Origin of the sequence: Desertivirga xinjiangensis, from assembly GCF_024436435.1 — a bacterium.
Classification (GTDB): domain Bacteria; phylum Bacteroidota; class Bacteroidia; order Sphingobacteriales; family Sphingobacteriaceae; genus Desertivirga; species Desertivirga xinjiangensis.
In genome coordinates this window covers 666,030-680,331 of sequence record NZ_JAFMZP010000003.1, presented here as the reverse complement: position 1 = coordinate 680,331, position 14,302 = coordinate 666,030, and the positions used below count along the sequence as shown (strand labels likewise).

The 14,302-nt window shown below is 37.1% G+C and carries 14 protein-coding genes; all 14 read right to left on the bottom strand.

The window, feature by feature from the left end:
* Positions 1–8: 8 nt before the first annotated feature.
* The 14 genes from J3P37_RS11080 to J3P37_RS11015 all read right to left on the bottom strand — a co-directional run bounded on the left by J3P37_RS11080 (position 9) and on the right by J3P37_RS11015 (position 14,296).
* Positions 9–1,301 (bottom strand): hypothetical protein, encoded by a 1,293-nt coding sequence (locus J3P37_RS11080; protein WP_256011182.1) that lies wholly within the window; start codon positions 1,299–1,301, stop codon positions 9–11.
* A 300-nt stretch (positions 1,302–1,601) separates the two neighbouring features.
* Positions 1,602–2,558: a hypothetical protein gene (locus J3P37_RS11075; RefSeq protein WP_256011180.1), complete on the bottom strand. Its 957-nt coding sequence runs from the start codon at positions 2,556–2,558 to the stop codon at positions 1,602–1,604.
* 3 nt (positions 2,559–2,561) lie between these two features.
* On the bottom strand, positions 2,562–3,410 hold the full coding sequence (locus J3P37_RS11070) for an alpha-1,2-fucosyltransferase (RefSeq protein WP_256011179.1): 849 nt from the start codon (positions 3,408–3,410) through the stop codon (positions 2,562–2,564).
* A complete protein-coding gene (locus tag J3P37_RS11065; RefSeq protein WP_256011178.1) occupies positions 3,410–4,378 on the bottom strand; it encodes a WavE lipopolysaccharide synthesis family protein in 969 nt (322 codons plus the stop codon). The genes J3P37_RS11070 and J3P37_RS11065 overlap by 1 nt, the downstream gene beginning before the upstream one ends.
* A gap of 7 nt (positions 4,379–4,385) precedes the next feature.
* A complete protein-coding gene (locus J3P37_RS11060; protein WP_256011176.1) occupies positions 4,386–5,909 on the bottom strand; it encodes an oligosaccharide flippase family protein in 1,524 nt (507 codons plus the stop codon).
* Between the two features lie 2 nt (positions 5,910–5,911).
* Complete coding sequence (locus tag J3P37_RS11055) at positions 5,912–6,649, bottom strand: glycosyltransferase family 2 protein (protein WP_256011175.1); 738 nt, start codon at positions 6,647–6,649, stop codon at positions 5,912–5,914.
* A 41-nt stretch (positions 6,650–6,690) separates the two neighbouring features.
* A complete protein-coding gene (locus J3P37_RS11050; protein ID WP_256011174.1) occupies positions 6,691–7,398 on the bottom strand; it encodes an SGNH/GDSL hydrolase family protein in 708 nt (235 codons plus the stop codon).
* A gap of 62 nt (positions 7,399–7,460) precedes the next feature.
* Positions 7,461–7,784 (bottom strand): hypothetical protein, encoded by a 324-nt coding sequence (locus tag J3P37_RS11045; protein WP_256011173.1) that lies wholly within the window; start codon positions 7,782–7,784, stop codon positions 7,461–7,463.
* The gene (locus tag J3P37_RS11040; protein ID WP_256011171.1) at positions 7,771–8,514 is read right to left on the bottom strand and encodes a glycosyltransferase family 2 protein; all 744 of its coding nucleotides are present in this window, start codon (positions 8,512–8,514) and stop codon (positions 7,771–7,773) included. Before J3P37_RS11040 ends, J3P37_RS11045 begins: the two co-directional genes overlap by 14 nt.
* A complete protein-coding gene (locus J3P37_RS11035) occupies positions 8,507–9,139 on the bottom strand; it encodes an HAD family hydrolase (protein ID WP_256011170.1) in 633 nt (210 codons plus the stop codon). The genes J3P37_RS11040 and J3P37_RS11035 overlap by 8 nt, the downstream gene beginning before the upstream one ends.
* Positions 9,136–9,771 carry a PI-PLC domain-containing protein gene (locus J3P37_RS11030; protein WP_256011169.1) on the bottom strand — a complete coding sequence of 212 codons (636 nt, stop codon included), beginning with the start codon at positions 9,769–9,771 and terminating at the stop codon, positions 9,136–9,138. The genes J3P37_RS11035 and J3P37_RS11030 overlap by 4 nt, the downstream gene beginning before the upstream one ends.
* On the bottom strand, positions 9,768–10,844 hold the full coding sequence (locus tag J3P37_RS11025; protein WP_256011167.1) for a GumC domain-containing protein: 1,077 nt from the start codon (positions 10,842–10,844) through the stop codon (positions 9,768–9,770). The genes J3P37_RS11030 and J3P37_RS11025 overlap by 4 nt, the downstream gene beginning before the upstream one ends.
* Complete coding sequence (locus J3P37_RS11020; RefSeq protein ID WP_256011166.1) at positions 10,844–13,390, bottom strand: SLBB domain-containing protein; 2,547 nt, start codon at positions 13,388–13,390, stop codon at positions 10,844–10,846. Before J3P37_RS11020 ends, J3P37_RS11025 begins: the two co-directional genes overlap by 1 nt.
* Before the next feature lie 177 nt (positions 13,391–13,567).
* Entirely contained in the window at positions 13,568–14,296 is a 729-nt protein-coding gene (locus J3P37_RS11015) for a DUF6266 family protein (RefSeq protein ID WP_256011165.1), read from the bottom strand.
* Positions 14,297–14,302 lie beyond the last annotated feature (6 nt).

Here is a 14,302-nt window from a genome sequence, read left to right as displayed (position 1 = left end):
TTTTGCTATTAACTTTCACAAATCTGTGCTTTTCCCGTATCTCGTTCTCTATTAAATCTAAAAGTAGCCCATAGAATGAACAAGCCAAACAGATTGGTAATTCCCGCTCCATCCTGGAAGGGATTTACGGAAGGAAAACTATAAATCAATATAAATGAGTTAGAAAAAGTTGCAATAGCTAACAAGTTGGGTTTTTTTAGAGTGTCTTTATATGAAAGAGAAAATACATAGCCGATGAAAAATATTAGGACAACAGTTCCCGGCCAAGTAAAATCAGCGGCTACCCAGGTATAGAAAGTTGACCAGAATACTCCAAAATCACCGTATCCAATCTCTTTATCCAATCGTAGACCGTATGAGATACTTTCCAATCCATTCCACCCGGTAATCTTCGTAACATTTTTTATCATAAAATAGGAGTTCGCAAAGCCTAATCCTATTCCATTAAAGGAAAGGTTCATCGCTTGATTGAGCCGGTAATAGGAATGTCCAATGTAAAAATTTGTTGCAATAATCGTTAATCGCCAATCTTCAGGGAAGAGCCTAAAGTAAACATTGTTATCTTCAGGGCTTTCAAGGGTAAGAGGGTTTAGGATAATTGTAGTATTTCTATTTTCAGACAGGTGCGCAGTATACATGAAAAATAGGGAAAGAAATCCCGCAACAGAAAGGAAAATTATAATTTTCTTTTTTAAATTTAAATACAAATCACCAGTAACTATTCTTAAAATGAGAGAGGAGGTTACGGTTAAAACCATTCCAACAATTCCACTTCGTATTGAAGCAGCCACAGAATTTCCAATAGCTATAATAATGCATAGAATAAGTAAAGCCCTATAGAGTCTACTTAACTTATTCCACATATATACACCACCCGCCACTCCTAAGGTTTGCAAGGGAGCAAATAACATATCTATATATCCAAAGATAGAAACATTCTCATTCGAGTGACTAGATAGATAGCTTGCAGCTGGATCGCCAATCGCGCTACCTATACTCAAGATATTAGCTCCACCACCAAGAAAAACTTTAACAATTGTATACAAGAAAAATACTGTTATCATCCTTTTTAAAACCTGAATCGAAGTGAAGAAATTCAGGGTTTCTCTTCCTTTAGATTTAAGCCCTCTTCTATACCCCAAAAAAAGACTTAAATGTATTAAAGTCAAATAAATATATAATGTTTCTTGATTTTCGAGCGGATATTTAAAAGGTCCGGTAATAAAGAAAAAAACAGTAAATATAAGCCAAGTCAATAAGAGAAGTACCGGGAAGTATCGCTTTTTACTAGATAGAGTCATATAACTATTTTCATTCTCCTAACGATCAGTAAAAAATTAGCATCAATAAATGCTCATTTCTCTTCTCACTATTAATAATCCAAAAAGGTGTTAATATCTGCATGAACTTTTGTCTCCTAAATATTTGGTTCGTGATGTCCGGCCAAACATATTAAAGTAATTCGGATTAAACATCGACTAATCTTCGAGACAATCGCAAGCGCCAGCTAGAATTCGAACCATACGATATTTGATAAGTTAAGCCAATAGATGATATCAACTCCTTAAAGTAACTATGAACATCGTAAAGATAGTGCAATTCTATTTATCTTTAAACTGAATTCCCCATTCGGGATCATTATCAGGATAAACCTTTTCCCAATAGTCATCGTTAACAGAATAGATTCTTGGTGAAACCTTATCCGGATATGCTAGGAAATCAATTATAAAGCCAGCATCTAAAACAGGGCAATTTAGCACCTGTAACTGATTAATAATATTCGCAGCACCTACTCCACCACCAATTATACATAAATCGTAATCTGTCCTATTGAGTGTAATTTTGTCTTCCATTGATTTACCCGGCGAAATACTAATAAAGTCAACCGTTTTAGTATTAAGCTTTGACAAATTATCTATTAAAGATTTTGTCCTTGCAGGCTGGTCAGAGGATATGACCAAGAGCTTTCTATTTGAAAAAATTTTTTTCCTATCAGGTCCATTCAATAACGCATATATAAAATAGATGTGTCCGTAATTTTCTTGAGTTAGGTATATCCCGTTTTTATTCAGCCACGCTAAATAACTCTTTTGGTAGGAAATTGGGTAAGCGTCGCGATCTGAGAAGTACATACACAAAATCCCATTATCACCAATCCATTTAAGATATTTCGCAAAATTCTTGCGCAGAGCAGGCAGCCGCCACTGCTTGTAAGTTTCGTAACCATGACCAGGCACGCCACTACTATAGAAAACTGATTGGAACATAAGGGTTCTATAAACCCTGCTCAAAAAGAACCGGCACTTCCGTTTAAATCCTTGAGGAGCTTCCATTTTCCCTAAGACAAACAAAAATTCACCGTGACTCGATCTAAACACAGGGAATTTTTTACCGTTCTCTAATGCATCGAAAAAACGAGTCCGAAAGTCAACATACCATTCATCTACGGTGAGATTTCCCGGTGGATAAACGTACATCTTATCAACATATGTCTCCTGTTTCTGAAACCCAGGTAGCGACAAGCGCTGAGGATTATCAAAGATTCTTAGATTGTCCATTGATTAAATCATTTGAACCCAGTTTGAAGGATAATATTCTCCTTTCACACCAAGCTCTCTATTTTTAGGGGCTATTACAACTTTTTGGGGGAATCGAGATAGCCAAGCGCCCCACCAGCTAAAAGAGCTATTTGCTATTATAAAATACCTGCAATGAGACATCAACCAAAGATCTGCAATTTCATCGTCTTTGTTCTTGTCAATATAAGTTACTGGTATAGTTACGGTGAAATGTACTTTACACCATTCTGGATCATCAGAAAAAATGAATAAATGAGGATTGGCCACTTTTTTTAGCAAATAGTCCAGTGAATTATAATAGTAACTAAGATCAAGTGTCTGTTCGTATTGAATTCTTCTTATATGAATTGCGATGCTTTCTACACTAATGATTTTCTTTTGAATGGCTGTGTTAGCCTCTGAAAAAGTCGTTCCGAAATTTAAATCAGAGCGTATTTGCGTCTCATAGTCGCTAAAATATTTATAAGACTGCCAATAACCTTCTATATAAGCAGGCCTGGCTGTATCCAAACACATAATTGACTTGTCTAAAAGTGTCTGATCTTTTTCCTTTATCAAAGTTGGTTTTTTGTAAAAAACACTTGTAACTAAAGAAAACCGCTTATTAATAAAAAAAAAGAGACAGTCTTTTAAATTGGCCTTATCAGCTTTTAAAGTGAAATTATTCAGCTGGAATGTTCTCTTGTAGGAATCCCTTATAAACCCACTATAGCTATCTAGAAATAAAGGCATATTACTTTTCAGTGATAATGCCCGGGCAAAAGCATAAATAAAAAGCTGATTACCGACACCGCCAAACAACCTTGCAACTACTTTTGGAGAATTTCTCATTAGTTGTTATTATACTCCTTGTTAATTAAGTGAAGGTTTGAAAACTCCATTCTTTCCCAATCTCTATACCTTTTTAAATCGAAGTCCATTATACTTTCAAAATATCTGTCGTATTTAAACCAATATAAATCAATCTGTTCTTTGTCAATGATATTAAAATAACTAGATAAAAACTGGTTGCTATCCTCTTCTGTCCACAGGGGACGATAATTTAAATAATCAAAAAAGCGGTTAATTAAATAGCCTTCGGCCACTTCAGATTTCATATATAGCTCAGAGGGCAGAACACCCTCAACTTTTCTCTTTTCATCCAAAGGAATACACCAATAATTTTTCATATCCTGGATGTGCCCAAACATAAACATATCGGTAACGCCATATAATCTCCTTTTGAAAGAATTTACGCTGCAAATGATCAAGCGCTCATTTAAGTTCGAGTTAACAGGAAACCTTTGTTGCAGGAATCGCATGTATGACAGAAAGTCTATCGATTTATTACATCTTTGATCCGTCCTGGTCTTCAGCAAATATTTGGTGTTCGTATTTTTAACTAAATAGTCAATCCCATTTGAAGTGGACGTAAGTTGAAAGTTAACATTCGAAAGCCCAGGAAATTCTGGTTTTTCATTCTCTATAACAATTACACCTAACTTCTTAATCTGTTCCACTACTTCACTAGGCTGCTCCCGCCATGTAGATAAAACGATATTAATTTGAGGATAGATATACTTATATAATTTAAGTGTCTCTAACGTGAAATTGTCTTTCACCACAATTGGTCCTTGCACTAGTATTGAAAAGTCATCTAATATTTCTGAATAACACATATATTTATCAAGAGCGTCCGAATTAAAGACCTTAATTCTTGTATTCACAGACAAATAATATGGACCAAACCTCTCTAATAATACTATTATTAGCTTAATTGCTTTTCTGTAAAAAGGCCATTTCTTCATAACATCTTTCATAACAGTTTTAAACCTTAAATAAGGTAGCATAAAAAATTTCTCTCAAGGAGAGGTGCCTGTTTTTTATGACGGTTACAATATCAAATGAAATAAAATTAATCACAACACTCAATAGTCCTACGAATATTAAATCCAGCCATCCCAAATTATCTACAGAAATTTTATAGCAAAAAAAGACAATGCAACTAGGCAATGACCGGAAACTAACATCAGCTAAGAGTTTACAACTATCCCAATTTACTAGCCGTTTTCTCCTAAAGAACACTAATAAGTAAACTCCTGTAGTAAAAGTCCGGCTTATTGCTGTTGCTATTGCTACGCCAATCAATCCGATGGTTTTAACTAAGATTATGCTCAATACTATATTTCCTATAATTTCAAAAACCGAGATACTAGCATATCCCTTTAATTCCCCAAAAGCATAAACTAAAGCCGTTGTTCCGCGTACGATAAATTCATAAATTATCCAGTAACACATTACATAATTTACACCATCTCCAGCATAGTTTCCTTTCCCAACCCAAAGCATTACGAAGATTTCATTAAAAAAGAAATTATAACAGGCTGTAATTATGGCTAATCGTATCAATAATTTTAAAAGTAATTGAAACAAACGTTGTAGTCTCTCATCCTCATTTAAATCTATTATTTGTGAAATACCCGCAAATAATACATTTGGAATTTTACTTGCTAGTGTTATACTAAACACTTGCGCCATCTTTGACGTGAAACTATATATCGGTACAAAGCTTGAACTAAGAAAAGAGGAAATAAAAATATTGTCGGAATTAGTTGCGACAGTATTTGCAATGCGAGCTATCTGAAAATAGCCACCAAAAGTCAACAGTGACGTTGCATAGTTCTTTTCGTATCGAAAGTGTTTTCTACTTAGCTTAACTAGTTGTAACGAAAAAAAACCGGAGATCAAAGCTCTTACAATAACGGAGACTAATAATGCATAAGCTAAACCTATAATATTTTTAAAGTAGACAACAAGCCAAATAGATATGATTATATTTACTATAGAACCAATACTAGTCAAATTCCTATTTAAGGCCAACTTTTGGCTCGACTCGAGTATCCCTGAAAATACCGAAGTTGGCAACGACAAAGCCCCAGCAATTAAAGTTACGTAAAAAGTTAACTGAAAAGTACTTGTATCAAGGTCAGAGATATCAAACCAAATTAAACAAAACGGGTATAAAAGCACTCCTAACAAAAGGAATAAGAATGCACTTGAAGCGAAAATCACCAATGAAGTTGCAACTAATTTGCTGACTTCTTCATTAAAGTCGGTCCTGGACGAATCTGATTGAACTTTAATTAAAAGCCTGCTGAGAGCCATCCCGATTCCGAAATCAGACAGTGAAATCCACATTACTATTGACCCTATTGTAAGCCAGTACCCATAAGATATATTGCTTAAATGACTTAAGTATATAGGGACCGCTAAGAAGGTCAGAATTTGAGTAATGATTAATCCTCCAATATCCGCGAACAAGCCGCCAATCGCATTTTTGCTGCGGGACATGGCTAGTTCTTGCTTAAATATTTATTCAAATCTTCTGGTGTTCCTAAACCGTTCATTTGATTGAAGTCAATTAAGTAAATACCTATCTTTGAGCCTTCAGAGATAGCATAATTATATACAGGACAGGTGTAAAACTCATTATTAACCCGCTCATTTCTAATTATCATATCAATTGCGTAATTAACAAACGAGCTTCCATTACCAAATAAATATATACCAACTGTTGCGTAGGGAGATATTACTTCTTTTTCTTTCACTCTGAGTACCAATCCATCAGAATCGATTTCTGCGAAAGACCACTTGGGGTTCCTTTCGGAATCTTTAAAACATAATATTGAACCATCATATTGATTTCGAATACTATAATCAACAAAATCAGCTATATTTATATCAACAAGTTGGTCAGAATTGGCGATCAATAAAGGGATTTCATTATCAATAAATCTTTTGGCAAATAAAACAGTACATGCTGTTCCCTCAGTAGTGTTCTCTATACCAATAAAGGTAGCACTATACCTGGAAGTAATCCTCTCCACAATATCTTTCTCTCTTTCTATATGGTCCTTACGCCCTATCAAAAAAAACTTAGCACCAGGGTACTGCAAATTTTCAATTACCCTTTCTATCATCGTTTTTCCATTAACTTCAATGAACGGCTTGGGCTTTTCATAGCCTGCCGACGCAAATCGGCTGCCGTTTCCTGCCATTGGAATAACTATATTTATGGTTGGCTTCATCATTACTTATTCTGTTAATTAACTTGATGCAATGCTTTGCTATGTTATTCGTCTTTTATTAAAACTGATATTTCCTTGCTAATATAGGAATAAACACTAGCGGTAAAATGATAAAGAGAATCGCTGCTATCTTGCATTTCAACCTTGTCGTCCGGAATATCTATAATGTGAAAGTTATCTAATTTATGAGAGACTTGCCTAATCAACTTTCTTAAATTGTGATGCCTTTTTAATAAACTTTGCCTCTTTTCAAACTTGGACGGATAATGAATATAAATTATGGGTATATCAGGATACTTAGATCTTATAGCAGCGAAAAAACGTAAATATAAACCCATTAAACTGGCATCAATATTTAGCAAACCTGAGGACAACAGATCTGTGCCGCTATTTCTCTTAACATCTGAAAAATATGCGAAGAAAAAGCATTCTTTATTCTTCGCAGAGACAAACTTATAATCCGCCATTTCTGAAGAAGAATCCATGATTAGATATTTAGGCGCGTTTCCAGCATTGAAGAAAGAGTAAAACTGCTGTAAAGCAATTTTCTTGATGTCATCCCTAACAATAAATTTGAGTAAATCTAACGAAGGCTTTGTTTGGTTTTTACCCTTCTCAAACGAGTCTAACAAAAAGTCAATTCTGCCTTTTTGTAAATTATACATTTTATAGTTTGATTTAGTATTTTCAAAACTTCTAGAACCTAAGCAAGCTACCCTCCCCATTACCCAATCATTTCTCGTTATATACATAAAACGCAGTCTATAGATTAGGCTTAAAAGAGAATTAGATTTGAATCTAATTAACTTTAAAATCATAAATCAGTATACTTGTCATTATTTGCTCCAGGAAGTTTTACTACAACAGTTGTCACATCTGTTAAAGCTTCAAAATCAGTAGCCTCAAAAGGCTGTATTTTAAGTATACTTCCTGAAGAATATTCTACACCCGACATTCTTACAACCCCATTTACTATCACAGTAAACTCAGTAGCTACTTTGTGGAAATGTCGAGACTCGTACGCGCCCTTGCTATACTTCTTTACTGCCACCTCAACATCTGTAGTATTGAACAGAGTTGGTTCGAAATTTCCGATAAACCAGCCTCCTTTCATTTTATTTAGGTCAAACTTTTCCATGCGTCAATTTTAAAAACTCTTCGAACTCTTTAATCTTTTGTGGAGAGTAAAAAGAGTGATAAGCATCTTTTGGAATTTCAAATGTCTCTATCTTTTTACCGTTAAGGATCATTTGATTATATACACTTGATGTATAATAGTTGCCCAATACGTTATCATCAAATTTTATCACATCGAAGGCCCCTTCTATAAAGTCTATAGCCTTCTTAAAATAATAAAATCCCGCTATTGCTTTATTGCTGATCGGATTTTTTTCGGCCGTTTCTACGACCACATGATTATCTAATCTCACGAAAGACCACCTGGGATGAACGGAAGGGAAGGTTATAAGACCACCGTCCGCATTTACTGTCCGGAATTTGTTCAAAACGATATTGTAATCAACATCTATTACTTGATCCGAGTTAACAATGATTAGTTCATCACTCTTTTCAATATTGTCAATAGACAAGAGGATACTACATACCGCACCTTTAGTTTGCCCGTTGATCCTAATAAAGGTCGAGCTATTAACAAGTTGTCTTAGCGTATTATCTAAATGAAACCGTTTGCAATCTGATTGTTTTAATACAAAAATGAATCTTTTTTCGTCGTCAATCTTGTTTAAATTTTCTAGCAAATATTCAATTAGAGCGCGACCTTGGATGTCTACTAAAGGTAAAGGATAAAGAAAATTCTCATTGTCGTCATCAAGCTTGCTCGCCGCTAAGGGTATTACTATGTTAATCATTAGACTCTATTTCCTTTATTCTATTAATGATATTAAAGTAGTTCACATCACTAACTTGCTCTACTCGCAATAAATTTGCTTTACTTGCTAGGGCTGCTCGTACCCCATTTTCGTTATCCTCAACTATTAAACATTCGGAAGGCAAAAGGCCCAATCTTCTAATAGCCAGATTATACATTTCAGGATCAGGCTTCCCCTTCACTACATCCTGATTAGAGATAAAGAAATCCAGGTAGCCAAGTAGCCCAGATTTTTCCATCATTACTTGAATAGTATTTTTAATCGAATTTGAGCATACCGCCATTTTATAACCTTCATTTTTCAACTTTGACAGCGCATATTGATGATGAAATGTCGGTTTACATTTTGCAAAGATTATTTCCATTGTATACTCTTGCTTCATCAAGTTGACAAAGTTGTGTAACCCTATCGGAAACTTTCTTTCTAGCGTAAGCATATTAAGTTTGTCCTTAGTAGGTAATCCGTCAAACGTTATAAGATGGTCATAGCGGCTTATCTCTTCGCCAAAAAGGCCTAATGCTCTGTTGAGAGCTTCATAGTGCCATTCTCTGGCATCTATAAGCACCCCATCCATATCGAATATAATCGCTTTAATTTGGGTCATACATTAAAGTATAATGAAGCCTGTTCTGGAAGATCTGTACATAGTATAACATTTTCCATCTCTTGGATTCCAATATTCAAAAGTTCATTCCATTGTTGTAAATGATCGCGTCTATGCAGCTCTGCTGATACGATGCAAATTTGCTTGCTATTCTTTAGATGCTCAGTAAGGATTCCTTTTGTATACCAAGTGTGAACAAAAGAATCAAGCCAAATGCCTTTGATAGAGCCATAGAACGGCAAATCTGTTTCAAACTCACTCAATCTACTGTATGATTTCAAACCTACCTCAACCGTTACTTTTAAATCCGGGATTGACATGTCGAACAAAAAATAGTTGTTAATCTTATACTCCTCAAGTTTAGTCATTAATGGGAGTTGAAGCCCGTCGGCTTTAATATTTAATGCTAATGGCGCTGTCTTTTCAATATTATATTTCTTATATGCAGAAAAAAGATCATCAACTGAAATACTTTCCGACGTTGGCATATCATGGGATACTACCAATTGGCCCATGTAATCTCTAATATCCGTTTCTGTGCCATAACCTAAGCTAAAGCTTCTTTCAAATGCTTTAAATGTATTTTTTTCATTAGGCTCTTTCCAGTAACCTCTATGAGAAATAACTATCATTTGTTTAAGATATCTCTATAAATCCGTTGTAAAATTAGAAATGTGACAGCTATTATCGAAGAGATAAATCCTCCTAATATCATACTTTTCAATTTGCTTGTTTTTTCCTTCTCAAGTGGCAGGATAGGTGTATCAATAACCTGAATTAATGGGGTCTCACGTCGTAGCGATACTTTAGAAATTTCCAAATTCTTAACAAGTTCGGACAAAATTGCCGTATTAGCTTGTACGTCGACAGCTCGCCGCTGAGATGGTACGCGCAAAACCTGTTTAGCCAAGTTTTGATTAGGATTCACATCCACAGAAGCTGCAACCCCAGAAATCGCTGCATTCAATTGCATTCTTATTGAATCAGTCTGATGTTGCAGAATTGTCAAATTCTGAACAGATTTTTTTGTTTTAGTTTGAATATAAAAATCGGCGACGTTATTAACCAAAGCTTCAGTGAAATATTTGGAAAACAATTCATTTTCAGATCTAACTTTAACAAGTATAATACTGAGTTTCTTATCGACCTTGCCAACCTCAAGACCATCTTTGATTAACGCCTTATAAAACACCCCTAATAAACTATCCTGGCTCAAATTAAAAGTCTTGCGATTTGCATTCGGATGGAAATGAATATTTAATAGCTCAGGCTTTTTTTTTCCCCATCCTTCTCTTAACTCATTAAATGTTATATAGTATTCAGCAAGCGTCGTTAGCTGTCCATTAATTTCAAAACTAGTAAGCAATGCCTTTTCAACCATCTTTCTAGAACGCATTAACTCTAACAAGTTATCTCCGGTAAAGGCACCTCCACCGCTTCCGCCCATAGACAATCCAAACTGCCCAGCCAGCGCTGCATACGCGCCAATTCCACCCGAAGATTTCTCGTCTTCTAACGCGAAGCTAAATTCTGCAACGTACTTTATCTTTTTTGTATAGGCGTACACAAACCCTATCAGCGAACCAACCAATCCTACTATAAGGAGCGTTACAAACCTAGACATTAGGAACTGAATCCAACGTCTTAGACCCAATAGAATATTTTTCAAAGATATTTCATCTTCAAAAGAAGGATTTTCTGTCATTAAAATACACTATTTAAAATTCCAAATGCAATTGCAGCTAACGAAGCTATTGACGAAGCAAGCCCGATGGTCTCTCCAGGCGTTAATTTCCTTCGTTCAGCCTTTGTAGGCACAAAAATCTCAGCTCCAGATTTAACAATCGGATAGTTATTAAATACCAAGAAACGTTTTGTTGATTGTATACTCCCGTTCGGATATAAGATATAAGCTCGTTTCTTCAGAGCTTTTTGAGAGAACCCTCCCGCACTTGAAATGTAATCCTTAAAACCTTTTGAATTAGAAAACACAACCGTCACCGGAGCAAGCACCTCACCATTTACTTTCACAGTCTGTAGTTGCTTCGGTACAATTAACACATCCCCATCCTCCAAAGTCAAATCATACTTCGCGCCAGGGTTATCCATGATACGCCCTAGATTAATTCCCACCAACGCATTTTTCAAAAGATTTTCATCCACTCGATCCACAGAATCATTTACGGTACTCTGCAGTCTTTTCAACCTGTCAATCTTATCCTGCTCAGTTCCGCTGCTGCTAATCCTATTCTTACCAGATCCTTTCTCAGCCGCATCCCCTCTCTTCAAAGACGCTCCATCCAAATAAGCCAGATCAGTAAATCCTCCCGCACGTTTCACCAGATCAGAAACCCGTTCATCCCTGCGAGTAATGGTATAAGCACCAGGATATAGAACCTCCCCCTCCACACGCACCTGCCGTTGCACCTCGTACCCCGCAGCATTACGCACCGCCACAATATCAAAGGGCTGCAACACGAAACGCGGTCCTCTTATTCTCAAGTTTTGATCAACATCCACCTGGAATACCTGAGCAGTTACTGAATTAGCCGCACCGGCTTCACTGTTCTTAACCCTTCTCGAAATCTCGATACGTTTAGCACTTGCGCCTTCTTTAAACCCACCGGCCTGTTGGATAAGATCCTCCAAACTTAAATTCTCGGCATAATCATACTCTCCCGGAGAACGGACCTCCCCGTCAATCCGCACTTTATACTCATCCCGCAGATCGAAGATCGAAGAAATTGTCACCACATCCTCTCGTTGAAGCGTGATGTCTGCTGCAGTCCCAGATAGCACTTTTCCAAGATCGAATGAAATAAGTTCAGATGTGTTATCCGCCTTCAAACGTGTTATGTATCCTCGAGGAAGAAATGCATCCTCTGTAACCCCTTCAGCTTTTTTGATCAACTGTGAAAGTGTTAAGCCTTGCTCCAGCTGATATTGGCCTGGGCGAAAGACTGCGCCCTCAATAGCAATCCTGTTTTCAAAACGCTCCAATATTGGCTCGGCAAAGTACTTATCGCCGTTCTGAGGTATATAACTAGCAAAATTCTCACTAAATACATCAGTGATTCGGCGCTCCTTAGCGGTGTTCTGAATGACTTTTATTCGTGCGCTATATGCTTCGGTGGTAAATCCTCCGGCGAAGTCAATGATATCCCGCAATCTGTCTTTATCTAACGCTTCAAAAATGTAAGGGCGTTTCACCTCCCCTGAAAACTGCACACGTTTTTTGTATGTGGGAATACGGATCACGTCCTGATCCTGCAAACGAATATTGTTTCTTTGGAAACCTCTCAGCAAAAAATCATACACGTCGAGTGTAGCAACTACCCGGTTATTCCGGATAACCTCAATTGTTCTGAATGATCCGTTTTCTGAAGGTCCACCTGATGAGTACAATGCATTAAAAACGGTAGCTAACGATGGTAAGGTGTAGGTCCCGGGACGTCTCACTTCTCCTAACAACGTTACTTTTATACCTCTTATATTTCCCAGGGAGACGGCAACTTTCGTATTGCCCGTATTGATGTTGGAGTAGATAGTTGCCAGACGCGACTTGATGCGCTGCGTAGCCTGATCCATACTTAACCCACTTACCTGCACATTTCCTACATAAGGGATATTAATTACACCTTCAGGAGATACTTTTAGTTTATAATTTGCCTCTGAATAACCGTAAATATCAATATTTAACTCATCGTCGGGTCCTAACTGATAGTTCGGCGGAGTAGCAATACGAAGATTTGGTTCAAAAGTGATCTGGGAGTTTTTGAACAGATCCTCTCCGAAGATTTTTGGCTTAAAGGCATCAAGAGCTTGTTCTGCCTTTGCAGGATCTTGAGCCAGAGAATCTGGCTGAAAATTGAGCTGTCTGCCCGGTTCTGAGGTCTGCTTCTGGCTTCCCGAAGAACGACCTGACGAGGAACCTGGGTTTTGTGAGTTTGAAGAGCCTCCCTGCTGTTCTTTTAATTTATTAGCCCTTTCGCGAAGTTTGGCGATCTCGGATGGAGCCATGCCCCTGGCAGAAGCTACCTGCTCCAATTGTGCTTCGCTTAATCCGCTTGCTTCAACCTGTTGAATGAACTGGCGTATCTGCGCATCGGAGAGTTCGTCTACCCGGACACTACTTAAGTTTTGTGTATTTTGAGCCTGAAGAGGAGTATAAATAGCGACGGCTACCAACAATATCACCAGCCTCACTAATTTGTTTATATTCAAATTCTTGAAAGATTTAAGGTTCATCATATTAATAAGCAGGATAATACTCCTTAGCTTTTCCCAGATAGATGTAATTTTTTATTAAAATCTCCCAAAAATAGAAAAATTAATAGAATCTGTTTTTTTTTATAGAATTAATATAAAAGAAAAGCCGGCGTGTCTGCACCTTAGCTAAAGGCAGGTGCAGACACCTTATAAGAACGGCTATTTAACCCTTAATATTCCTGTGAGGCTTACTGTTGCGCAGAACTCTCTCGGTTCCTTCACAGTTGGAATTTCGGGCACTTCCGCATCGAAACGAATCCCCCCTAAATATTGGCTCGTAGAAACTGCACTGGTCAACACAGACTTAAATGCTATTTGCACTTCCAGTCGGGAGTTGATGAATTCCTTTTCAAGATTCACTATGAGTCTGCCATCTTTTCTTTGTGCACTTCGGCTCTCCCCAGGAAGCATAACTTGGCCGAGATCGGGAAAATAGATAAAATACATTAGGGAATCATCATAACTGCATGTTGAATCCCATGATGTATCCCACTCGATTAAAAGGGTATGATCATTTATCAACTGCATTGAAGCACTTGAAGCCGGACGCAAACTTCCCATACTGAAACGTGCCTTTGAATAGTCAATCTCCATGTTTGGATATCCGCCTGCAAGCGCATTGAGCTGGTTATAAGAATGTGCAGACATTAGGCCGGTTCGATTTGGATGAACATCTGCGAAACCAACGTTTACCAGGCCGTTAATTGGTTTAAGCCATTTTTGCACAAAAGCAAAGACTTGCTGGGCAGTTGCCTTTTTTTTTGTTGGAGGTTTGCTGGAACGTTTTGGTAGCCCGCGTATATAGTCGATTTCTTTCCATTTACATCCCACAACTGATCCGGCTTTTCCTCGAAAAGGGCCGTTAATTCCGTTTTTATATCTTGCCATAGTGAT